19 protein-coding genes are annotated in these 23,362 nt (G+C 71.9%); 8 read left to right on the forward strand and 11 right to left on the reverse strand.

What is annotated here, in order from left to right; genetic code table 11:
• Positions 1–44 precede the first annotated feature (44 nt).
• Complete coding sequence (locus AB0J66_RS15845) at positions 45–1,247, reverse strand: hypothetical protein (RefSeq protein ID WP_364660380.1); 1,203 nt, start codon at positions 1,245–1,247, stop codon at positions 45–47.
• Between the two features lie 110 nt (positions 1,248–1,357).
• Here AB0J66_RS15845 and AB0J66_RS15850 point away from each other — a divergent pair, with 110 nt between their 5' ends.
• Positions 1,358–3,532, forward strand: a complete 2,175-nt coding sequence (locus AB0J66_RS15850; protein WP_364660382.1) for a carbohydrate-binding protein — start codon at positions 1,358–1,360, stop codon at positions 3,530–3,532.
• A 129-nt stretch (positions 3,533–3,661) separates the two neighbouring features.
• Here AB0J66_RS15850 and AB0J66_RS15855 read toward each other — a convergent pair whose 3' ends face one another.
• Both AB0J66_RS15855 and AB0J66_RS15860 read right to left on the reverse strand, forming a co-directional pair.
• Positions 3,662–4,267, reverse strand: a complete 606-nt coding sequence (locus AB0J66_RS15855; RefSeq protein ID WP_364661187.1) for an HAD family phosphatase — start codon at positions 4,265–4,267, stop codon at positions 3,662–3,664.
• Positions 4,267–5,139: an aldo/keto reductase gene (locus AB0J66_RS15860; RefSeq protein WP_364660384.1), complete on the reverse strand. Its 873-nt coding sequence runs from the start codon at positions 5,137–5,139 to the stop codon at positions 4,267–4,269. Before AB0J66_RS15860 ends, AB0J66_RS15855 begins: the two co-directional genes overlap by 1 nt.
• An 87-nt stretch (positions 5,140–5,226) precedes the next feature.
• On the opposite strand from AB0J66_RS15860, the gene AB0J66_RS15865 reads away from it, so the two are divergent.
• Positions 5,227–5,925 carry a TetR/AcrR family transcriptional regulator gene (locus AB0J66_RS15865; RefSeq protein WP_364660386.1) on the forward strand — a complete coding sequence of 233 codons (699 nt, stop codon included), beginning with the start codon at positions 5,227–5,229 and terminating at the stop codon, positions 5,923–5,925.
• A 43-nt stretch (positions 5,926–5,968) separates the two neighbouring features.
• On the opposite strand, the gene tuf is transcribed toward AB0J66_RS15865, so the two are convergent.
• From tuf to AB0J66_RS15885, 4 genes are all read right to left on the reverse strand, one after another.
• On the reverse strand, positions 5,969–7,159 hold the full coding sequence (gene tuf / locus AB0J66_RS15870) for an elongation factor Tu (RefSeq protein WP_364660388.1): 1,191 nt from the start codon (positions 7,157–7,159) through the stop codon (positions 5,969–5,971).
• A 242-nt stretch (positions 7,160–7,401) separates the two neighbouring features.
• Positions 7,402–9,216 carry a protein kinase gene (locus AB0J66_RS15875; RefSeq protein WP_364660390.1) on the reverse strand — a complete coding sequence of 605 codons (1,815 nt, stop codon included), beginning with the start codon at positions 9,214–9,216 and terminating at the stop codon, positions 7,402–7,404.
• Between the two features lie 138 nt (positions 9,217–9,354).
• Positions 9,355–11,373, reverse strand: coding sequence for a response regulator (locus AB0J66_RS15880; RefSeq protein WP_364660392.1), 2,019 nt, complete (start codon positions 11,371–11,373; stop codon positions 9,355–9,357).
• 60 nt (positions 11,374–11,433) lie between these two features.
• A complete protein-coding gene (locus AB0J66_RS15885) occupies positions 11,434–12,129 on the reverse strand; it encodes an NAD-dependent deacylase (RefSeq protein WP_364660394.1) in 696 nt (231 codons plus the stop codon).
• Between the two features lie 283 nt (positions 12,130–12,412).
• Here AB0J66_RS15885 and AB0J66_RS15890 point away from each other — a divergent pair, with 283 nt between their 5' ends.
• A complete protein-coding gene (locus tag AB0J66_RS15890) occupies positions 12,413–13,483 on the forward strand; it encodes a lytic polysaccharide monooxygenase (protein WP_364660396.1) in 1,071 nt (356 codons plus the stop codon).
• A gap of 150 nt (positions 13,484–13,633) precedes the next feature.
• Here AB0J66_RS15890 and AB0J66_RS15895 read toward each other — a convergent pair whose 3' ends face one another.
• A complete protein-coding gene (locus tag AB0J66_RS15895; protein WP_364660398.1) occupies positions 13,634–14,572 on the reverse strand; it encodes a ribose-phosphate pyrophosphokinase in 939 nt (312 codons plus the stop codon).
• 45 nt (positions 14,573–14,617) lie between these two features.
• Between AB0J66_RS15895 and AB0J66_RS15900 the strand changes: the two genes are divergently transcribed.
• Positions 14,618–15,448 (forward strand): ATP-binding cassette domain-containing protein, encoded by an 831-nt coding sequence (locus AB0J66_RS15900; RefSeq protein WP_364660400.1) that lies wholly within the window; start codon positions 14,618–14,620, stop codon positions 15,446–15,448.
• Positions 15,449–15,451: 3 nt separating this feature from the next.
• Here AB0J66_RS15900 and AB0J66_RS15905 read toward each other — a convergent pair whose 3' ends face one another.
• Positions 15,452–16,105, reverse strand: a complete 654-nt coding sequence (locus AB0J66_RS15905) for an ATP-binding cassette domain-containing protein (RefSeq protein WP_364660402.1) — start codon at positions 16,103–16,105, stop codon at positions 15,452–15,454.
• 30 nt (positions 16,106–16,135) lie between these two features.
• Positions 16,136–17,128: a magnesium transporter CorA family protein gene (locus AB0J66_RS15910; protein ID WP_364660404.1), complete on the reverse strand. Its 993-nt coding sequence runs from the start codon at positions 17,126–17,128 to the stop codon at positions 16,136–16,138.
• 46 nt (positions 17,129–17,174) lie between these two features.
• Here AB0J66_RS15910 and AB0J66_RS15915 point away from each other — a divergent pair, with 46 nt between their 5' ends.
• The 4 genes from AB0J66_RS15915 to AB0J66_RS15930 are packed head-to-tail and all read left to right on the forward strand — an operon-like array spanning position 17,175 to position 21,925.
• Complete coding sequence (locus AB0J66_RS15915) at positions 17,175–17,873, forward strand: nicotinamide mononucleotide transporter family protein (protein ID WP_364660406.1); 699 nt, start codon at positions 17,175–17,177, stop codon at positions 17,871–17,873.
• 43 nt (positions 17,874–17,916) lie between these two features.
• Entirely contained in the window at positions 17,917–18,204 is a 288-nt protein-coding gene (locus AB0J66_RS15920; RefSeq protein ID WP_364660408.1) for a hypothetical protein, read from the forward strand.
• Entirely contained in the window at positions 18,201–19,007 is an 807-nt protein-coding gene (locus AB0J66_RS15925; protein WP_364660410.1) for a hypothetical protein, read from the forward strand. Before AB0J66_RS15920 ends, AB0J66_RS15925 begins: the two co-directional genes overlap by 4 nt.
• Before the next feature lie 17 nt (positions 19,008–19,024).
• A complete protein-coding gene (locus tag AB0J66_RS15930) occupies positions 19,025–21,925 on the forward strand; it encodes a CHAT domain-containing protein (RefSeq protein ID WP_364660412.1) in 2,901 nt (966 codons plus the stop codon).
• A gap of 3 nt (positions 21,926–21,928) precedes the next feature.
• Here the strand turns inward: AB0J66_RS15930 and AB0J66_RS15935 are convergent, their stop codons facing one another.
• Positions 21,929–23,344, reverse strand: a complete 1,416-nt coding sequence (locus tag AB0J66_RS15935; RefSeq protein ID WP_364660413.1) for a serine hydrolase — start codon at positions 23,342–23,344, stop codon at positions 21,929–21,931.
• Positions 23,345–23,362: the final 18 nt, after the last annotated feature.

The raw sequence follows: 23,362 nt of genomic DNA on the forward strand, positions 1-23,362 counted from the left end.
GTCACCCCTCCGACGAACCGTGGCGGCGCGGGCTGAGCCGGGCGTCACCCCGTCCACCGGCTGACGTGGTGCGGGCTGCGCCAGACAAGCGCTCCGTCGACGGCCAGCTCGTAGTCGGGGTGGACACCGTCGTCGCTCGTGCGGCGGGTGAAGGTCACGCGCCCGCCGGCGAACGGCACCGGCACGTAGACCGGGGCCCAGGCGCGCGTGTCACTCTCCAATGTGTCCACCTCCCGGCCGCTGGCGGCAACCGCCACCCGCGACCAGAGCAGGAGCCCGCTGGCGGTCCCGCCGGACAACGGCAGCTCCACATCAGCGGAAATTTCCGACATGGGCGGCGGGCGGCGACTGTCGAAGACATCGGACTCGACAACGGCCGGCCGCGACACCAGCGCCGCCCACGCCGGCCCACCCAGACAGAGCCGCAGCCCCTCCAACGCCGACCCGCCCTGAAGCCCGGCCGAATCCACCAAAGCACCCGAGCCCAAAGGCGCGGCCGATCCAAGCGTCACGCCCACACTCGGCGGCGCACCTTCGCCCCGGGGCGCGCCCTCACCCAGGAGCGCGCCCTCACCCAGGAGCGCGCCCTCACCCAGGAGCGCGCCCTCACCCAGGAGCGCGCCCTCACCTGCGGGCGCACCTTCGCCCGCGGGTGCACCCGTGCCCTGGGGTCCGCCGGGACCGGAAACGCCGAAGAGCGCGGCCCGGGCGGCCAGCACGCGGTCGACCAGCGGGCGGCACTCCGGAGCCAACTCCGGCTCACCGACGTCGACGGCTGCGATCATCGTGCGGGCGCGGAAGGGAATCCAGACACAGTCGGGGGTGCAGAGGCGCGAGCGGCAGTCGTTCAGGATCGGGATGGCGCCCTCGGCCGACGCGATGTTGCCGATGACCTCGGAGACACACACCTCGGCGCGTACGGGCAGGATCTGATCTGCGGCGAAGCCGGGCAGCACGGTGATTTGCCGGGAAAGTCCGGCAGCGTGGACAGCCGCCTGAGCCGCGGCGGCGAAGGCGGGAGACGCCTCGATCGCGTAGACGTGCCGGGCCCCCGCGCGAGCGGCGACAAGGGCCCACAAGGCATCCCGTCCCGTGCCCACATCGAGCACCACGCGACCCGGCGCGGCGACGGCCAGCGCGTCCGCGTAAGCCCGCCACCGGGCATCCCCCGCCGCCAGCCCGTCGTAGACCGCGTCGTCATAGACCGGGTACTCCCCCATCGAGGGGAAGAGAGCGAACGGCTGCACCCGCCCAGCATGCCCGAGTTCCGGATTTCCAAAGTGTTGCGCGTTAGTTAAAGACCTTAATAAACTCCGCCCGATAGACGAATGACCATCTGTCGATGCGAGGAGACTCGGTGAACCGAACGGTGACCGCGGCGCTGGCCGTCGCGGCGACGACCCTGGCGATGGCCCCACCCGCGATGGCCGGCGGCCGGCACGGCGTGCAGGTGACCGGTACCTACTCGACCGGGGCGGCCCATCAGTGGCAGCCCCTGCCGGGCGCCCAGCGGGACCGGAACGCCGACGCGACCGTCGTGATCGACCCCTCGCAGGAGCGGCAGCACTACAGCGGCATCGGCTTCTCGATCGACGAGACCAGCGTCTCCAACCTGTGGAAGCTGACCCCGGCCGAGCGCGAGCGCACGATCCGCCTGCTGGCCGACCCGCGGTCGGGAGCCGGCTTCGACCGCTTCCGGCTCACCATCGGCAGCCCCGACCTGATCGAGCACCTGCCGTTCTGGTCCTACGACGAGCTGCCGCCCGGCGTGACCAGCGACTTCGACCTCAAGTACTTCTCGATCCAGCGCGACATCGACCTGCACATGATCGACACGATCAAGCTGATCCAGAAGTACAACCCGCGGGCCACGTTCTTCGCCTCGGCCTGGAGCGCGCCGGCCTGGATGAAGACCAACAACAAGTTCACCGGCGAGGTCGCGCTCAAGCCGGGCAGCACCACCGAGCACTACCAGGTCGGCAAGCTGCGCGACGACTGCATCGACGTGTTCGCCCGCTACTACGTCAAGTACGTGCAGGCGTACGCCCGGCACGGCATCAAGGTCGACGCGTTGACGCTGCTCAACGAGCCGGGCATGGACGTCGTCTATCCGGCCATGGACATCAGTGTCGAGCAGCAGCAGAAGCTCGCCGTCGCCATCAAACGGGAGCTGCGCAAGGCCGGTAAGAGCACGCAGCTCTACGTGCACGACTTCAACTTCTGGGACTGGCGCGACCCGAACAGCACCGCCACCAAGAACTACTACCGGATCATGAACGACCCGGCCACGCGGCGGGCGGCCGACGCCATCGCCTTCCACCCCTACTGGGGCGATCCGGCCGTCATGCGCGACGCCTACGAGGAGTTCGGCAAGCCGGTCCACATGACGGAGACGAGCGATCTCAACCCGGCCACGGTGCTCAACTACTTCCGGTTGAACGCCAGCAGTTACACCCTGTGGGCCCAGACGACCGACCAGACCGGCGGCACCCTGCACTGGACCGACAAGCGCGACAACAACGTCGACTGGGAGGAGGTCGGCCGCACCACCAAGTGGCCGGACCGCCTGGTCAAGGTCAACACCGAGACCAGGACCGCGACGGTACGCGATGAGCTGTACCCGCTCGGCCAGTTCGCCCGCTACCTCTCCCCGGACGACGTGCGCGTCGAGTCGAGCGCGCCCGCCAACGGCGTCAGCAACGTGGTCTACCGCGACGGCGACCAGTTCACCGCCATCCTGGCCAACAGCAACCCCACAACTTCTCATGTACGAGTCGTGCTCGCCGACCGCGACTTCGTCGTCGAGGTGCCGGCCGGTGCCTACGCCACGTACCGCTGGAAGGCCGAAACCCCCCGCCGTGACCACGCACCGGTCTTGCGCGACTTCCCGGCGGTGACCGCCGACCAGTACGCGACCACGACGTTCCGCCTCACCGCGACGGACCGCGACCGTGACCGCCTCGCCTACTACGCCACGGATCTGCCCGCCGGCGTGTCACTGAACGCCACGACGGGCGTCGTCACCGTCCGCCCCACCCAGGTCGGCACGCACCAGCTCACCTTCCACGTCACCGACGGCGCCACCCGCGACACGATCAAGGTGGCGCTGACCGTCGCCCCGCACGGCGCCCCCATCGGCCAGCGCGTCGAGGCCGAGGCCTACACCGCCCAGACCGGCTGGGCCGAGGGCGGCGCCAACTTCGTCGAATCGAACGCCTCCGCCAGCGGCGGCAAGAACATCGGCTGGACCGCCCCCGGCAACTCCCTCACCTACCGCGTCGACGTGGTCCAGCCGGGCACGTACGACCTGGAGCTGCGAGTCGCCAACGGCACCGGCGCGGCCGCCCCCGACGCCATCTCGTTCCGCGACGCGACCGGCACCAAGCTGGCCACGGTGTCGGTGCCGACCACCGGCGGCTGGGCCACCTACCAGTCCGTGCACGTCCCGGTGACCTTGGCCGCGGGCGACCAGCTGGTCACCCTTTACTGCGAAACGGGCGGCTTCAACCTCGATTATTTGCAGCTGAGCTGAGCCCACGGAGCCCACCCTCCCAGGGGGCCTCCCCGACGTCCATTATTCCGAAAATCGCGGGGTCGCGCGGGCGGCCTGTGGACAGCCGGCGGGCCTGTGGATAAGCCCCAATGACCGGCGGAATGTGCATCAGCTCGCGGTCGATGGGTGTCGCTGCCACGGTGGCGGCACCCGAACGGCAGCCATCCCCGCAGCTGCGGCGGCTTGCAGGCCTAGTTCCGCGTCCTCGAAGACGACGCAGCGGGTGGGGGCGACGCCGAGCAGTTCGGCCGCGGTCAGGAAGCACTCCGGGTCGGGCTTGCCGTTCAAATATTCGCCGGCGCAGACCATGACATCGAAGCGGTCGAGCAGGCCGAGCGCGGTGAGCGAGGCTGTCACCGACTCGCGGCTGCTGCCCGAGACGACGGCGAAGGGCACTTTGCCGTACGCCTCCTGGATGTGCTCGAGCACCTCGGGCACCGCCGAGACGCTGGGCAGGAGTTCCTGAAAGACCTGCTCGCGGCGTTCGTTCACGAGCTCGACCGGCATCGCCAGCCCTTGCTGAGCGTTCAGCGTCTCGATCACCGCGACCGGCGTCCGGCCGCCCCAGGCATAGAACAGCTCCTCAGGGAAGTCGGCCCCCCACTCCCCCAGCGCCTGCTGCCAGGCCTTGTAGTGGATCGGCATCGAGTCGGCGATCGTGCCGTCACAGTCGAACAGGTACGCGTCGAACTCGCCCTCGGGCAGCGGCAGCATCACCCGGCCACTGTAGTGCCGGCGAGGACCGCCGCCGACTCGTCGACCAGGCCGGTCAGGCGGGTCACCTCGGCGTCCGTCAGCTCGTCGGCGACGCCGGCCGCGGCGACGTTGGCCCGCAGGTGATCGGGGTTCGCCGTGCCGGGGATGACGACCATGGCGGGTGACCGGCGCAGCAGCCAGGCCAGCGCGACCTGGGCCGGCGTCACGCCGAGCCGTTGAGCGGGCCCGGTCAGCTCGTCGTAGCCGGCGAGCCGGCCCGCGGCGAGCGGGAAGTAGGGAACGAACGTGATCCCTTGGGCTTCGCAGTCGGCGAGCACCTGCACACCGCTGCGGTCGAGCAGGTTGAACCGGTTCTGCACCGCCGCGATCGGCGTGATCGCCTGCGCCCGGGCCAGCATCTCCGGCGAGGCTCCGGACAGGCCGATACGGCGGATGAGGCCCTGCTCGCGCAGCTCGGCCAGCACACCGAGCGAGTCCTCCAGCGGCACCCCGGTGCTCTCCGCCGCGCCGGGGGTGTCGCCGGGCAGCCGCAGGTACGTTAGCTCGCTCACCTCCACGCCCAGGTCTTCGATCGCCTCGTGCACCTGCCGGCGGACCGTGTCCGGGTGATCCGTGATGATCCACGACCGGTCCGGCCCGCGCCCCGCGCCGACCTTGTTGCCGACGATCACGTCTTCCGGGAACGGCCGCAGCGCCTCCCCGATCAGCTGGTTGACCGTGCGGGGCCCGTACGCGTTCGCGGTGTCGAAGAACGTGACCCCCAGCTCGACCGCGAGGCGCAGCAGCTGCCGCGCCGGCTCGGCGTCGTCCGGTCGGCCCCAGACGTTCGGCCCCGCCAGTTGCATGGCGCCGTATCCCACCCGATTCATGACGTCTCCTCGTCGTATCACTGCCACGCTATCTGCCGTAGCACTGCCACGTTCCAGTGATACACCGAAGCCCGTAGCATTGCCACCGTGGACGACGAGAAAAGCCGGGTACGGGATCAGATCCTCGAGGCCGCGGCCGAGATCCTCGAGCGGGACGGGGCCCAGGCGGTCTCCACCCGGTCGGTCGCCGCGGCGGCCGGCATCCGCGCCGCGTCGCTCTACCAGTTCTTCGGCGACAAGGACGGGCTGCTGGCGGCGCTCGCCGTGCGGGCTTTCGACCGCTATCTGGCGGAGAAGAAGACCGCGGTGGCGTCCACCGGCGATCCGGTCGAGGACATGCGCCGCGGCTGGGACCTGCACGTCAACTTCGGGCTGCGGCATCCGGCCCTCTACCTGCTGATGTTCGGCGCCGACCGGCCGGGGCGCCGGCCGCCGGCCGCGGGTGAGGCGCATGAGCTGCTGCGCGGTTTTCTCGACCGGGTGGCCGCGGCGGGGCAGCTGCGGGTGCCACCGGCCCTCGCGGCCGATCTGTGCCTGGCCGCCGCCACCGGGGTCACGCTGTCGCTCATCGCCGCGCCCGAGGAAGACCGCGATCCCACCGTGTCCGCGAAGATGCGAGACGTCCTGATCGGCTTCTTCACCACCGACCCGCCCCCACCGGCGGATCCGGGCGTGGCCTCCCGGGCCCTCGCCCTCGACAACGCCCTCGACGGCGAGGCCGCTCTGCCGCTGCGCCCGGCCGAGACCGCGCTGCTGCGCGACTGGCTCGGCCGGCTCGCCCGATGACGGACGGCCCCGGCCCGAGTGGGCCGGGGCCGTCCTTGTCACCTCAGTCGAGCAGGGCCGTCACCGTGCCGGCGGCGACGGTGCGGTTGCCCTCGCGGACCGCGAAGCCGAGGCCCACCTCCAGGGCGACCGGCTTGCCCAGGGTCACCGTGACCTTGTCCAGCGTGTCGCCGGGCATGACCAGGTCGCGGTCGCCGAGGTCGAGGCCGCCCGAGACGTCGGTGGTGTGGAAGTAGAACTGGGGCCGGTAGTCCGATGCGAACGGCGTGTGCCGGCCGCCCTCCTCCTTCGTCAGCGCGTACATCCGGGCCTCGAAGACCCGGTGCGGCGTCACCGACCCGGGGACCGCGACCACCTGGCCGCGCTCCACCTGGTCGCGCTTGACGCCGCGCAGCAGGATGCCCGCGTTGTCGCCGGCCTCGGCCGAGGCCAGGGACTTGCCGAACGTCTCCATCCCGATGGCGACCGAGGCCACCGTCGGGCCGAGCCCGACCACCTCGACCGGCTCGCCGACGCGCAGCGTGCCGCGCTCCACCTTGCCGGTGACGACCGTGCCGCGACCGCTGATCGTCAGCACGTTCTCGATCGGCATCAGGAACGGCTCGCCGAGCTCGCGCTCGGGCACGGGCACGTAGTCGTCGACCGCGTCGAGCAGCTCGCCGATCGAGGCCACCCACTTGGGGTCGCCCTCGAGCGCCTTGAGCGCGCTGACGCGTACGACCGGCACCTCGTCGCCGGGGAAGCCGTACTCGCTGAGCAGCTCCCGCACCTCGAGCTCGACCAGGTCGAGCAGCTCCGGGTCGTCCACCGCGTCGCTCTTGTTGAGCGCCACGACCAGGTACGGCACGCCGACCCGCTGGGCGAGCAGCACGTGCTCGCGGGTCTGCGGCATCGAGCCGTCCTGGGCGCTGACGACGAGGATCGCCCCGTCGACCTGGGCCGCGCCCGTGATCATGTTCTTCACGTAGTCGGCGTGGCCGGGCATGTCGACGTGCGCGTAGTGCCGGTTGGGGGTCTCGTACTCGACGTGCGCGATGGTGATGGTGATGCCGCGGGCGGCCTCCTCCGGGGCCTTGTCGATGCCCTCGAACGCCACGTACCGGTTGGTTGCCGGGTCGCGGTCGGCCAGGACCTTCGTGATGGCGGCGGTCAGGGTCGTCTTGCCGTGGTCGACGTGACCCATCGTGCCGATGTTGACGTGCGGCTTCGTACGGATGAACTGGCTCTTGGCCATGATGGGATCCTCACTGGATGCGAGGCAGAGATGAGGGGTGCACGCCCTGTTTGCCGGGCAGAGCGCGCCAGAACCGCGCGCAGAGATCCACCCTTCCCCTGCGGTTCTGCTGCTACGGGGAAGGGTCAGATTCGGGTATCGACATGCGCGCACGCGGGAGCGGCCCATGCGGGCTGCTTCATACCGGAGGCGAACATGCGGATCACGGTAGGCCAGAACCACAGACCCCGCGACTTAATTCCTCACCACGCGAAGCTGGACCCCTTGGCCGTGTTGGCCAGGGTGCGGCCGTCGCGCTCGTAGCGGTAGGAGACCACCACGGCGTAGTCGTGGCCGCGGGCGGGCCGGGCCCCGGCCGGTCCGCAGCTGCGGGTGGCGGCGTTCCCGTCGAAGGACAGGCCGTCGCAGGTCTTGGGGCCGGCCACGGTTCTTCCGGTGCCGACGTCCTGCAGCGAGACGGTGATGCTGCCGCGGGCGCCGTTGCCGGGCGCGGTCAGCGAGGCCTGGTAGCGGATGTCACGGCCGAGCATCTGGCACGGCTTCACCCCCAGGCCGGTCCGGTTGCGGAAGTCGATGGCGAACGACTGGGTGCAGTTCCAGGGCCCGTACGGCTTGGCCTCGGGTTGCGGTGATCGCGGCGGTGGCGCTTTCGTGGTGGGTGCGGGCTTCGGCCGTACGGCCGCAGGGGTTGAACTGATCACGACGGCCGGCCGGGCCGCCTGGGGAACGGCCGGAACCGGCGTCGTCGTGGCCGCCGGCCGCCGATCGTCCCTGGTGGCGGCCTGGCGCTGGCGGGGCGGGGACGACGGCGTGGTCGGCCGTTGCGTGGCCGGGACGGTGATCACCTGCGGCGCGGCCAGGTCCTGGGGTTCGGCGCCGGCCCGGCCGAGGTGCCAGGCGGTGGTGATCACGGCGGAGACGGCCATCGCGCCGGCCACCATCGACAGGGTCACGCCGGGGCGGGCCCAGCGCCACTTCGGCGCGTCGTTGCGGCGCTGCTCGTGGCGAGGCTTGGGAACGGCCGACCGGGCGGGCGCCCCCGGCTCAGCGGCGGCCGGCGCACCGAAAGCCACAGCCGCAGCCGGCGGACCGAAAGCGGCAGCCGGGTCGGAGGCGGCGACCGGCGCCTCCAGGACCGCGGCCGGTGGGTCCAGGGCCGGCGCCGAGGCGAGTTGCTTGGCCAGGTCGGAGAGCTCGGCCACCAGCTCGGCCGCGGTCGGGCGCAGCCGCGGCTTCTGCTCCATGCATGCCGTGATCACGTCCCAGAGCTCGTCCGGGATGCCGGGCCGGCGCTCCGGGTGCCCGGCCAGGTGCAGCTGCATCAGCTCGGGGATCGAGTCGCTGCGGTACGGCGGGTGACCGCTGACCAGCTCGTAGAGGAGCACCCCGAACGCGTACACGTCGGTCGCCGGGCTGGCCGTGGCGCCCCGGAACGCCTCCGGCGACATGTAGTGCGGCGTGCCGAAGACCGAGCTGGGTGTGGTCATGCTCGGGGTGTTGAGGATGCGGGCCACCCCGAAGTCGGTGAGCCGGGTCTCGGGCGGGCCGTCGCCGGTGTCGAGCAGGATGTTGTCCGGCTTGAGGTCGCGGTGCACCACGCCGAGCTCGTGGGCCTCGGCCAGCGCCGCCGCCACCTGGGCGGTCAGCCGGGCCGCCTCGCCGGGGGCGATGGTGTGCTCGGCGCGCAGCAGGTCGCGCAGGTTGCCGCCGGCGACCAGGTCCATCACGAGGCCGAGGGTCTCGCCGACGCTGAACAGGTCGCGGACCCGCACGACGTTGCGGTGGCGCAGCATCCGCAGGATGGTGCGCTCCTGCACGAAGCGGGTGACCAGCTTGGGCTGGCGCAGCAGGCTCTCGTGCAGGAGCTTGACCGCGACGGCCTCGCCGGACGCGCGGTCGAGGGCCTCCCACACGGTGCCGGTGGCGCCCTGGCCGATCGGCTGCCGCAGCACGTACGAGCTGCCGACGCAGCGCCCGCTCAGGTCCATGGTCGACGTGCCGTCCGCTTCGGCGCGTGCTCCGCGGTTCGTCCGATCTCTCGTGCGATCCTGAGACACTCGGTTGTCCTTCCGGCGGCGACAGTGCCCCGGAATATTGCGGTTTGTCCGGATCGATTAGCAAGCTTTGGCGCCCGAGTTCGCACCTTTGGTAGGAGTCGCGGAAATCCCGTTACCCGCTCGCGGGCGGGCTCGTTCCTACGGCGTGGTCGGCTGCGGCCCGCACAGCGTGCGGATCGCGCCCAGCAGCGTCGAGCGGGTGAACGGCTTCTCGATCAGCATGCTGTTGTCGTCGAGGTGCAGCTGCGGGCCGAGCGAGGCCGCCGTGTAACCCGACATGAACAGCACCGGCAGATCCGGGCGGTGCGTGCGCAGCGCCGAGGCCAGCTCGGGCCCGGTCATCGTCGGCATCACCACGTCGGTGATCAGCAGGTCCGGGTGGGCCCCGCCGGCCACCTGGGTGACCGCCTGCAGGGCGTCGGTGGCGACCGTGATCGCGTACCCGGCCGGCTCGATCAGCCGCTGCACGAGCTGGGCCACCTCCGGCTGGTCCTCGACGATCAGCACCCGGCCGATCACCGCGGGCGCGCCCTGACGGCCCTCGGCCGAGGCCGTCTTCTCCTCGGCCGCCGGCAGGTAGAGGTGCACGGTCGTGCCCATCCGGGGCGCCGACTCGAGCTCGATGTGCCCGCCGAGACCCTGCACGATGCCGGCCGTGGTGGCCAGGCCCAGACCGGCCGCCGTCGGGCGGGTGGTGAAGAACGGCTCCAGCGCCCGCTGGCGTACCTCCTCGGTCATGCCGACGCCGGTGTCGGTGATGACCATGTGCACGAGCCGGCCGGCCGGCAGGCCCAGCTGGGCGCGCTTGTTCTCGTCGATGACCTCGTTCATCGCGGCCACCCGCAGCATGCCGCCGTGCAGCATGGCGTCGCGGGCGTTCGCGGCCAGATTGACCAGGGCCTGCTCCAGCGGGCCGCGCTCGGCCCGGACCGGCCACACGTCCGGGCCGAAGGCCAGGTCGAGACCGATGTGCTCGCCCAGCGTGCGGCTGAACAGCGACTGGACGTCGGTCAGCAGGTCCGGGATCGGGATGATCTCGGGCCGGTTGCCCTCGCTGCGGCCGAACGCCAGCAGCTGATGGGTGAGCGTACGCCCGGTGCCCACCGCCTCCAGGATGTCCGCCGCCAGCTTGTGGTTCGGGTGGTCCTCGGGCGTCGTCGACGTGATCATCTCGGCCGACCCGCCGACCACGGTCAGCAGGTTGTTGAAGTCGTGCGAGATGCCGCCGATGAGCTGGCCCAGGCTGTCGAGCCGGCGCAGGTGGTCGAGCTGGCGCTTGAGGCCGCGGGCGTCGATGTGGTCGGTGGTGTCGGCGACCATGCAGACCACGCCGTTGAAGGCGCCGTGGTCGTCGTTGAGCGGCATCATGCTCATCCGCACGCTGCGCTGCGAGCCGTCGGCCCGCATGAGCCGGGTCGCGCCCACGGTCGAGCGGCCCTGCGTGCACTCCTTGATCCGCCGGTTGAGCTCCTTCTGCCCCTGGTCGTTGAGGAAGCCGCGCAGCGACACCCCGACCAGCTGCGAGCGCGGCATGCCGAGCACGACCCCGATCGGCTCGTTGGCGTACGTGATGACGCCGTCGTGATCCAGCTGGAGCACCCCCTCGGGGATGGTCTCCAGGACCCGCCGGTAGCGCTCCTCGCTGGCCCGCAGCCGTTCCAGGGCCCGCGCGCTCGAACAGGCCAGGGCCAGCTCACCGGCGATGTCCCGGGCCAGCTCGACCTCGGCCGACGTGTACGACGAGCCGCTGGCCTCCCGGGTCAACACCAGATAACCGGCGTACGTGTTGTCGACGATCACCGGGCACAGGACGGCCGCGTGGATCTCGTGCTCCTCGCCTGCCAGCGGCTCGACACCGTCGCCGGCCAGCACGATCGGCCGGCGACTGGCCGCCATCGCGGTCGAGAAGTCGTCGTCGGGCAGCTGGTCGACGTGGTCGAGCACCCGCGACATCGACGCCGACCGCTGGTCGTCGATGTGGTGGTACGTGATCCCGTCGTACCGGCCGTCGTCGCGCAGCAGCTGCACACCCGCGCCGTCACCGATCATGTCGGCGGCCGCGCGGGCCGCCGTCGACTGCACCGCCGCCGGGTCGTGCGAGACCCGGCTGAGCGCCAGGGCCAGGTCGGCGAGCGCGTACCGGAGGGGGTAAGCCATGACACCCATGACGACATGATCCGCGCCTTACGGGGGCCTTGGTGGCGGTTCGCCAGGTTTTTACCCTGTGCTTTCCCTGAGCATCGCGGGCAACAGCGCCGCCGCCGTGCCCCGCAGGTTGACCGTGGCCACCTCGTCCAGCGGGGTGGGCTGCGGATTCACCTGAATGACGGCCGCCCCGCCCCTCGCCGCCACGTGCGGAATCTCCGCCGCCGGATAGACCAGCCCCGACGTCCCCACCGTGATCAGCAGATCGCACGCCGAGGCCGCCTCGACGGCCTTCGTCAAAGCCGCCGCCGGCAACTGCTCCCCGAACCAGACCACCCCCGGCCGGGCCCGCCCCCCACACTCGGCGCAGACCTTCGAGCCGGCCGGCTTCTCACAGACCGAGCAGCGCGGCGCGAAGAGACTTCCATGCAGATGTACGGGGTCAGGGGAGCCGGCCCGCTCGTGCAGATCATCCACGTTCTGCGTGATCAGCACCCCGCCGATCGCCGCCACCGCCTCATGCCCGGCGTTGGGCACGGCCTGCTCGACGGCCGCCCGCCGCCACTCGTACCAGCTCCAGACGAGCTCGGGATCCCGCTCGAACGCCTCCGGCGTAGCCAGCTCCTGCGCGTCGTACCGCGCCCACAACCCGGTCAGCGAGTCCCGAAAGGTAGGAATGCCACTCTCAGCCGACATCCCGGCCCCGGTGAACACGACGACCCGCCCGGCTTCAGCCAGCAGCCGAGCCGCCTCCTGCAACGAATCCATCAGCCTTGTGTACCGGACCCGGCCCAGGCCGCCGCGGCGAGGAGGGCGGTCGTGGGATGCCGCGCTCCCGGCGTCCACGCGAGCCGGCCGACCGCACGGTCGTCGTCGTCCAGCCCGGGCAGGGCGCCTTGGCCACGATCAGCTGCCGCTCCGCGGCGGACATCGATCGTGTATTGACATTAATCAATTTTATCGACAGGGTGTCCACACGCGCCGGCACTTCCGCGGAGACCGAGGGCAGTCATCCGCCAGCGTTCATCAGACACTGCGGAGCACAGCCCTCATGCGTAAATCCCTGATAGTCAGCGCGGTCGTCGGCGTCCTCATCGCCGCGATCGCCGTTCTCGCCCCGTCCGGGCCGGCCTCGGCGCACGGCAACGTGACCGGGCCCGCGTCCCGGAACTACGGCTGCTTCGAGCGCTGGGGCAGCAAGTTCCAGGACCCGGCCATGGCCACCCAGGACCCGATGTGCTGGCAGGCCTGGCAGGCCGACCCGAACGCCATGTGGAACTGGAACGGCCTGTTCCGCGAGGGCGTGGCCGGCAATCACCAGGCTGCCATCCCGGACGGCCAGTTGTGCAGCGCCGGGCACACCGTGAGCGGCCGCTACAACGCCATGGACGCGATCGGCAACTGGCAGGCCACCAACGTCGGCAATTCCTTCGACGTACGCCTTTTCGACGGCGCCCGCCACGGGGCCGACTACATCCGGGTGTACGTGACCAAGCCGGGCTTCGATCCCACGACGCAGGCGCTGAAGTGGTCCGATCTGGACAAGGTGACCGAGCTCGGCAACACGCCGGCCGCACAGTGGCCGGAGCAGCTGAGCAACGGTGTCGCGATCAGCGCGCCGGTGCGGGTCTCCGGCCGCAGCGGGCGGGCCATGGTCTACACGATCTGGCAGGCCAGCCACTCGGACCAGTCGTACTACTTCTGCAGTGACATCAACTTCGGCGGCACGACCACGACCCCGCCGGCCACCACGCCGCCGGCCACCACCCCGCCGGTGACCACTCCCCCGGCGACCACGCCGCCGGCCACCACGACCCCGCCCGTGTCAGGCGCCTGCTCGGCCACCTACTCGGTGAGCAGCCAGTGGCAGGGCGGCTACCAGGGCACCGTCACCGTGACCGCGGGCACGGCCGCGATCAGCGGCTGGCGGGTCACCCTGGCCTACCCGTCGGCGGCCTCGGTGCAGCAGGGCTGGAACGCCACGGTGTCGTCCAGCGGTACCACCGTGACCGCGACGAACGCCACCTACAACGGCTCCCTGGCCGCCGGCGCCTCGACGTCGTTCGGCTTCATCGCCTCCGGCACCCCGGCCACGCCGACAGCAACCTGCACGACCGCCTAGCGCAAACCAGGTCTTGGAGTTACATTCATCGATGGGAGCGCTCCCATCTCACTCAGCGACAGGCGAAAGGAGCTGAGCTCGACCCGGCGGATGACCTTGTGCTTTCGGGGGACGGAGTCTTGCCCTCCCCGTCCCCCGCCCTAATCGAACTCAGGCGAACAAGGCGCTGACCGACTCGCCGTTGTGGATGCGGCGCATCGCCTCGGCCAGGGCCGGCGCCACCGACAGCACGGTCAGCTTGTCGCTGTGGGTGCCGGGCGCGATCGGCACCGTGTTGGTGCAGACGATCTCCTCGACGTCCTTCTCATCGGCCAGCCGCTGCACCGCGTTCGCCGCGAACAGGCCGTGCGTGCAGGCCACCCGTACGCTGCGGACATCCCGCTCGCGCAGACGGGCCAGCAGCTCGAAGACCGTGCTGCCCTTGGCGATCTCGTCGTCGAGCACGATCACGTCCTTGCCCGACACGTCGCCGATGACCGTGCTGATGACCACCTTGTCGTCGGCGAACCGCTGCTTCGCGCCGGCCGCGACCCCGACCCCGAGCAGCCGGGCGAACGCCGCCGCCTCCTTGGCGTTGCCCAGGTCGGGCGAGACCACGACGGTGTTGCTCAGGTCGTAGCCCTTGAAGTGGTCGGCCAGCTCGCGCAGCGCGTGCAGGTGATCGACCGGGATGCTGAAGAAGCCGTGCACCTGCGGCGAGTGCAGCGTCATGGCCAGCACGCGGTTCGCACCCGCGGTGGTCAGCAGGTCGGCCACCAGCCGCCCGCCGATGGAGATGCGCGGCGCGTCCTTCTTGTCACTGCGGGCGTACGCGTAGTGGGGCAGCACCACGGTGATCCGCCCGGCCGAGGCGCCGCGCGCCGCGTCCAGCATGAACAGCAGCTCGACCAGGTTCTCCTGGGTCGGCGGGACCAGCGGCTGGATCAGGAAGACGTCACGTTCGCGGCAGTTGCCCTGCAACTGCACCTCGATCGCGTCGTTGGCGAACCTCGAGGTCTTGGTCGGCAACAGCGGCACGCCGAGGTGGTGGCAGATCTCGGCGGCGAGCTCGGTATGGGCGGATCCGGAGAATACGGCGATGTCGCGCACGGGCACACCTTAAGATGCGCCGCCGCCTTCGCTACGGTGTGGTCCATGAACGGACTCGCCGTGGCCTGCCGCCGCGTGGTGCACATCTACCGGGCCGAGGCCGGCGACGTGGTCGCGCTGGCCGGCGTCGACCTCTCCATCGCCCCCGGCGAGACCATCGCCCTGGTCGGCCCCTCCGGCTCCGGCAAGTCCACCCTGATCGCCCTGCTGGCCGGTCTGATGCGCCCCTCGGCCGGGCGGATCAACATCGGCACGTACGACATGGGCAAGCTCTCCGACGGCGAGGTCAGCCGCCTGCGCGGCACCGAGATCGGGGTGGTCCTGCAGGGCGCCGCGCGCAACCTTCTGCCGTACGCCACGTTGCACCGCAACATCTGGCTGGCCCAGCGCCGCGCCGCGCACACCCGCGGCATCAGCCTGGACGACCCCGACCGCATCCTCGACCTGGTCGGCCTGCCCGGCCAGGGCCGCCAGCGCCTGTCCGACCTGACCCCGGGCGGCCGCCAGCGGGCCGCCCTGGCCGTCGGCATCGCCACCGGCCCCGGCCTGCTGCTGGTCGACGAGCCGACTAGCCGCCTCGACACGGCCGGCCGCGACGAGGTCCTCGCGGCCATGGAGACGGTCAACGCCGAACGCCAGACCACCATCGTCGTGGTCACCCACGACAACGAGGTCGGCGCCCGTCTCGGCCGCGCGGTGACCATCCGCGACGGCCGGGTCGGGGCGGAGGGCCGCGACGGGCAGGATTTCGCGGTGGTGGCGGGCGACGGCACCGTCCAGCTGCCCCCCGAGGTCCTGGGCAGTTACCCGCCCGGCACGCTCTTCACCGTCCAGCACGTCGACGGCGAGGTCACCCTGGTCCCCGGCGAGCACTAGACACTAAGGGCGGGCCCAGACCGCCTCGCCGTCGGCCAGGTGCAGCTCGCGGTCGCAGGCGGCGGCCGCCTCCGGGTCGTGGGTGGCGAAGACGACGGCGGCGCCGCGGGCGGCCTCGGCCTTGAGCAGCTCCAGGACCCGCTGCCGGTTGGCCGCGTCGAGCTCGCTGGTGATCTCGTCGGCCAGCAGCACCTCGCCCCGCAGGGCCAGGCCACGGGCGATCGCCGTGCGCTGCTGCTGACCGCCGGAGAGCTCCTCGATCAGCTGGTTGGCCTGGGCCGACAGGCCGAGTGGCTCCAGCGACTCGGCGGTGCGGCGACGCGCCTCGGCCGGGGTGCCACCGGTGGCGATCACGGCCACCGAGATGTTCTCGGCCGCCGTCAGGATCGCGGCCAGCCCGTTGTCCTGCGGGATCAGCACGACGCCCAGGTGCACCGCCTGGTCGCGGTCGGTCAGCTTCTCGCCGTCCACCAGCACCCGGCCCGACGCCGGCGGCAGCAGGCCGGCCATCGAGCTGAGCAGCGTGGTCTTGCCCGCCCCGGAGGTGCCCGTGACGGCCAGGATCTCACCCGGCCGGGCCTCCACCGAGACCCCCCGCAGCACCGGCGCGTCGGTCCCCCAGGCGATGTCGGCGTCCTCAACGCTGAGCGTCGTCATGCGTCCTCCCCGTATCGAACAGAGGGCAGGTTACAGCCAGCCCCGGCGCTTGAGGGAGACGTACAGGCCCCCGGATATGACGACGATCAGGGCGGTGCTGACCAGCCAGCCCCAGAAGCGGTCGTAGCCGGGATAGGGCAGGTTCTGCCCGAAGTAGCCGGTCACCGCGGTCGGCACGGCCACGATGGCGGCCCAGGCGGCCAGCTTGCGGGTGACGTCGTTGAGCACATTGCCCTGCTCGGCCAGGTCGGCCTGCAACAGCTGCTCGATCCGCTCGCGCAGATGCTCGACCTGGTCGACGGTGTGCTTGGCGTGGTCCTCGACGTCGCGGAAGTACGGCCGCAGATGCTCGTCGACGACGTCGAGGTCGGCCCGCGCGGCCTGGCCGACCAGCTCCGGCATGGGCGCGATGGCCCGGCGGAACGCGGCCACTGTCTTGCGGATCGCCATGGCGTGCATGCGGACGGGCCGCGGCGCGCCGCCCTCCTCCAGCAAGGCGTCCTCGACGCCGTCCATCGCCGCGTCCAGCTGCTGGCTGGCCGAGTAGTGCCCGTCGACGACCACGTCGAGCAGCCCGTACAGCAGGAACGCGACCCCGCCGTCGCGGCCCAGGTCGGCGTTGGCGTCCCAGCGTTCGGGGAGCCGGGTGATGTCGATCGGCGCCTTGCGCACGGTGATCAGCGCGCGGTCGGTGACGAAGACGCTCAGCTCGGCCTTGGTGAAGTGGTGGTTCCCCTCCTCGACGGAGAGGTCCACGGCGTACACGTTGAGGAAGATGTGGTTGGGGTAGCGGTCGAGCTTGGGCCGCTCGTGATCGGCCAGGGCGTCCTCGACGGCCAGCGGGTGCAGCTCGAAGGCGGCGGCGATCTTGTCGAGGTCGGCCGCGTCGGGGTGGAGAAGATCGAGCCAGAGGACCGAGCCGGGGTGCTGGTCGAGCTGGTTCTGCGCGTCGTCGGGCCCGAAATCCTGGGCGACGACCTTGCCATCCTGATAGAGGCGGGTGGCGGTGGCGGGGGAGGTCACACGCCCACTATGCCCCGGCGGGCCGGATCTCATCCTACGATGAGCCGTGACCTGGCTCGATCAGCTGCTGACGTCGTTCTACACCGCCAAGTGGCAGGTGACCGCCGACCAGGCGATCTACTACCGCGAGATCGTGGGCAACGCCTTCGGGCTGGGCTCGGCTCTGTTCGGGCTGCGCCGCAACGCGTGGGCCTGGCCGGTCGGGATCGTCGGCAACGTGCTGCTCTTCACCGTCTTCGCGGGCCAGGCGATCGGCAACGATCAGGGCACCCCGCTCTACGGCCAGGCCGCCCGGCAGGTCTTCTTCCTGATCACCAGCGTGTACGGGTGGTGGCGCTGGCACCGCAACGCCGCGCGCTCGGACGGCACCGCGGTCCAGCCGCGCTGGGCCACCCCCAGGCAACGGCTGCTGTACGGAGGTGGCGCGCTCGTCGCCGTACTCCTCTGCTTCTTCGTCTTCCGCGCCGTCGGCGCCGGCTTCCCGGTCCCCTGGTGGTACTACCTGGCCGACTCGTGGATCTTCGTCGGCTCGATCCTGGCCACGTACGCGATGGCCCGCGGCTGGGTCGAGTTCTGGCTGTGCTGGATCGCGGTCGACCTGGTCGGCGTCCCCGAGCTGCTGCACTTCAAGTACTACCCGTCGGCCGTCCTGTACGCGGTCTACGCCGCCTTCGTGATCTGGGGCTTCGTGGTCTGGCTGCGCATCACCCGCACCGAGCCGCAGTCCACCGCCGTACTGGCATAGCCCTTGTACCTTCCGTAGTGACTACGACACGGAGGGTGATGCAATGACCGGTATGGACGTCCCCGCGCTCCTGGCCGACGGGGACGAAGTGGCCGAGGTGGGCGACCGGCTCGCCACGGAAGCCGCGGGCATCTACGGGTGGGCCATGCGGGCCGGCGAGGCCGTCGCCGGCTCGCTCATGTGCCCGTCCCAGCTCTCGACCTCCGGCTTCGGCTGGGAGGTCACGCTCGGGCAACTGGCCGGCGAGGTACGGGCGTACGGGGTGGAGCTGCGCACGGCCGCCCTGGCCTACCTGGTCGCCGACGAGGCGTCGGCCGGGAGGATGCCATGAGCATCAGTTTGCCGGCGCTGCTGCGGGCCGACCTGGCGGCGGTCCGGAGTGTGGCCGAGCAGTGGATGCGGCTCGGCCTTCGCCTCGACCGGGCCGTGGAGGACCTGACCCTGCGGACCAGCGACCTCGAGGACCATTGGTTCGGCGGTACGGCCGCGCAGGCGGCCCGGGACAAAGGCGTGCGGCTGCGGGTTCGCCTCGGCAACGCGCACGACAACTGCGTCGCCACCGGCGTCGCCGTCCGCGAGTTCGCCGACGACCTCGACCAGTGCCGGCGCCTGCTCGACCAGCTGGTCACCGAGGCCCGGGCGCGCGGCCTGCGCATCGACCTCGACTCCGGCGAGATCACCGTGCCCCTGGCGCTCGCCGGCTCGGTCACCCAGGCCACCGTCGACGGGTACGCCGAACAGATCGGCCAGGTGCTGGCCCGCGCCGACGAGGCCGACCGGCGGGCCGCCGCGATCCTGGCCCGCAACAGCTACCGCGAGGACTTCGGCCCCGGCGACCAGCTGCCGGACTACCCGAGGATCGACGGTCCGGCGCTGGCCGCGTGGAGCCCGAAGAGCCGGGCCGAGTGGTGGCTCGGCCTGCACCCGATGATCCAGGACCGGATCATCACCGAGCAGCCCGACATCGTCGCCGCCGCCACCGGCCTGCCCGCCCACGACCGCGACACCGCCCACCGCCTGCTGGAGGCCCGGGCCCGGCAATCCCTGCTCGCCTCCCGCGCCCAGGACGAAGCCCTGCGCGGCGAAGCGGCCAGCCGGGCCTCCACCGAACGGGAGAAGCGCTTGGCGTCCTGAGCCTCTACGGTCGGTGTGTGCTCGTCACCGATCCGCTCGCGGTCCTGCCCGATCTGCTGGAGTGGCCCACCGAGACCCTCGACCGGGTGATCGCCGAGCTGGCCGACCCGGCCCACCACCCCACCCCGGCCCACCGGCTGGCCCGGGCCTGGGCCCTCGGCATCCGCTTCGACCGCGACCACGACCCGGCCACGCTGGCCGCCGCCCTGGCCGACTACGCGGCCTCCACCTACCGGGGGCCGCAGCGCGGCGGGGTCGGCCGCTACCTGGCCCTGCGCCGCCTGCTGGCCGGCTTCCTGGGCCAGCCGGTCGACCTGCCGGCCGTGCGCGCCATGGTGGCCGAGGCCGGCGACGACCCGACCATGCCCGGCAGCGCGGCCCTGATCCTCGCGATGACCGACGTGATGGCCGCCTACGCCGACGAGCCCGGCTACGACCACGCCGAGTCCCTGCGCCGCCTCGACGAGCTGGCCGAGACGATCCCGCCCGAGAACGAGCTCCGCGCGGTGCTGCCCAGCCTGCGCATGGCCCTGGCGGTCAAACGCGGCACCGAACGGGGCAACTATTCCGACGCCACCGCGGCCGCCGAACACGCCCGCGGCCTGCTCGAGAGCGGCGAGCTCGACCCGGCCCGGCGCGCCGCGGCCGAGGCCATGCTGGCCGGCGCCGAGGGGATGGCCGCCGCCCAGCGCGGCGAGCTGGACCAGGCCTCGGCCCAGATGCTCGCCCTGACCGACGCCGTCGCCCAGATGCCGGCCGGCCCGCAGGCGACGGCGATGCGCCGCCTGCTCGCCGGCGCGACCGGCCAGGCGTCCGAAGAGGACGCCGACGAGGCCGGGCTGGCCGCGGGCGAACGCGCCTGGCGGCTGCTGATGAGCGCGATGGGCATTCTGCAGCCCGCTCTGGACGCCAAGGACGCGGCCGCGGTCGGCCGGGGCATCCGGATCCTGCGGGAGGCGGCCGAGGTCGCACCGGCCGACTACCGCCATCGGGCGCTGATCCTCAGCATGCTCGGCCAGATGCTCACCATCCAGAGCCAGCTCGACACCGCCGGCCCGTCCGCTCTCGGCTTCGGCGGCCCGTCCGCTCCCGGCTTCGGCGGCCCGTCCGGCGCCGGCTTCGGCGGGGGCCGGCCGGTGCTGGACGAGGCGATCCGGCGGCTCACCGACGCGCAGCGGGCGGCCGGGCATCCCGGGCATCCCATCTGGGCCCCGACCCTGATGTCGCTCGGCATGGCCTACCGGGTGGCGGGCCGGGCCGTCCTCAGCCGCGAGACCGGCCGGCGCGCGCTGCGCGGTCACGCCTGGTCGGTGCTGCTGCAGGCCGGCACCGAGGACGCGGCATCGGCCGCCCGCGACGCCGCCGACAACGCCAAGCAGGTGGCCCGCTGGTGCCTGGAGGACGGCGACCCCGTGGGCGCCGTCTCGGCCCTGGACGCGGGCCGCTGCCTGATGCTCTACGCCACCACGGTCACCATGGACATCCCGGCCCGCCTCGACGGCCTAGGACGCCCCGACCTCCTCGAACGCTGGATGCGCGACCCCACCGACCCCGAGGTCCGGGCCGACGTCCTGGCCGCCCTGACCGGCGGCGAGCTCACCGACGCCTCCGTGCCGGACGTCCTCGACCCCCCACCCCTGGACGAGATCGCCCCCGCCCTGACCCGGCTCCGAGCCGACGCCCTGGTCTACCTGCTCCCCGCCGACGACCAGGGCCCCGGCTACGCCGTCCTGGTCCCCGCCGACGGCCGCCGCCCCACCCACCTGTCCCTGCCCAGCCTGACCACCACCGGCCCCGTCGCCCACCACCTCACCCAGCTGGACACACGCGCCGCCACCGCTCAACCCCACGCACACGACGCCGCCCCCTCCACTCCTCACCCCCACGCACACGACGCCGCCCCATTTACTCCTCACCCCCACGCACACGACGCCGCCCCCTCCACTCCTCGCCCCCACGCGCGCGACGCCCGCTCAGTCACCCCTCACCCCGACAGCCGCGACGCCGGCCCCACCACCCCTCACCCCCACGAGAGCGGCTGGCGAGCTGGTCTCGATCAACTGTGCGACTGGGCCTGGTCCACCGTCATGGGCCGCTTGCTGTCCACTCTGGACACCTGGCGGATCGGCCGGGCGCCGCGCATCGTGCTGATCCCGATGGGCGACCTCGCGGCGGTTCCCTGGCATGCCGCCCGCGACCGCGACGGCACCCGGGCGGTGGAGCTGGCCACCTTCTCGTACGCCGCCTCGGCCCGCCTCCTGTGCCAGACCGCCGAACGCCCGCCGGTGCCCGCCCGGGCCCCGGCCCTCATCGTCGCCGACCCGACCGATGACCTCCCGGCCGCGCGGGCCGAGGCCGAAGCGGTCCGAACGGCCTTCCTCCCCACAGCCGAGCTGCAACACCAGGCCACCCCCGAGGCCGTACGGGATTGGCTGCTCGCCGGCGGCGGCTCCGTCCTCCACCTCGCCTGCCACGGCGCCGTACGGCCCGGCCTCGACGGCTCCCACCTGCGCCTGACCGGCGGCCGCCTGACCGCCCGCGACATCCTGCGCACCAAGCGGGTCGCCTCGATCGGCCTGGTCGCCCTGGCCGCCTGCACCACCGGCGTACCGAGCGGCGCCCACGACGAGGCCTTCAGCCTGGCCACCGCCTTCCTGGCCACCGGCGCCCGCAGCGTCTTCAGCTCCCTGTGGCCCGTCCCCGACGACTCGACATCGCTGCTGATGTTCATGGCCCACCACTACGTCCACGCCGCCGGCAAGCACCCCGTCGACGCCCTCAACCACGCCCAGCGCTGGATGCTCAACCCCGACCGCGAGATCCCCCCGGCCATGCCCCCCGCTCTCACCCGCCAGGCCCGCTCCCTGACCACCCCCGACACAGCCGCCTGGGCCGGCTTCACCCACCACGGCTGGTGAGTATCAGGCGACGTCGGGGCGGGTCATCAGCGGCGAGCGCAGGTGCAACTCCAAGTCGCTGGTGGTCAGGGGCACCGTGCTCCACGTGGCCACGGCCGTGCCGGCCCGGGCGTCGAGAGTCAGGCGGACCCGGTGTGGCGTGGTGATGACGAACAGGTCGGCGACGAACGTGTCGCCCTGCCAGGCGCCGCCGGCGACGACCGGGCGGCCCAGTGGTGAGCTCTCCCGCCATTCACCGTGGCCGACGGCCAGTTTGATGGATGGGCCGAGCCGAAGCTGCCAGCCGCCGTCCACCGGCTCGACGGTCACCGCGCTCCCGGCGGGAAGCGCCGAGTCCTCGGCGGCGACGACGTTGGCCGTGGCGGACCGGCCGGGTTCGGCCGAACCCCGTACCACCGGGATCGACAAACGCCGAAGCCGCGACGCGAGGATGTCGTCGTCCTCGGGAGTGACCGTGCCGTCCAGGCCGGGCAGCAGGACGTCCCACAGCGCGGCCGGCATGTCCGGGTCCTGGCCGCCGCCGCACGTCACGACGACCACCAGATCGTGCGACGGCACAACCACACACATCTGGCCGTACGCTCCCTCGGCCCGGTAACCGTGACGCGACATCCAAAATTGGTAGCCGTAGCCGTGCAGGCCTTCGGGGTTGGGTGACTCGTCCGCCTTGTGCGAGGTGTCGGCGTGCTTCCTGGTGGCCAGAGCGACCCACTCGCGCGGAATGAGCTGCCGGTCGCCCCAAGCGCCCTCGCGCAGCAGCAATTCGCCGAAGGCCGCTACCGCCTCCGTCCGCAGGTGCAGCCCGTGGAAGCCGAAGACGGCACCGCTGCCCAGCCGATCCCACTCGGCGTGGTCGATGCCCATGGGATGGAACACGCGCTCGTCGAGCAGATCCGGCAGGTTCCGGCCGGTGGCTCGTTCCACCATCCGGGCCAGGACGCCGGTGGTCGCGTTGTCGTACGCGTGCCGGCCCGGCGTCGGAAAAGGAACCCGAAGGAAACCTTTCATAAGGTCGCCCGGCTCCAGCTGCCAGGCCTCGCCGAGGCTGTCCGTGTCGTGCCCGGCCGTCATCGACAGCAGGTCGTGCACGGTGATGCGGCCCGCCTGCTCGGAGAGGCCGTCCGGGACGTGGTCGGGCAGCACGTCGACCACGCGATCGTCCAGGGCGAGGCGGCCGTCGGCGATCGCGAGCCCCACCGCGACCGAGGTGACCGACTTGGTCAGCGAGTACAGCAGGTGGGGGCGGTCGGCCGCGTACGGCGCCCACCAGCCCTCGGCCACCACGTGACCGTGGCGGACGACCATGATGGAGTGCAGCTCGATCGGCCCGGCCTCGAGCCGGTCGAGCAACGCGCCGATCGCACGGGACGGGACCCCCATGGCGGCCGGGGTGGCGCGGGGCAGGAGACCGGAGGACATTCAGGCACGGTACGGGAT

Origin of the sequence: Actinoplanes sp. NPDC049598 (genome assembly GCF_040675435.1) — a bacterium.
Taxonomy (GTDB): domain Bacteria; phylum Actinomycetota; class Actinomycetes; order Mycobacteriales; family Micromonosporaceae; genus Actinoplanes.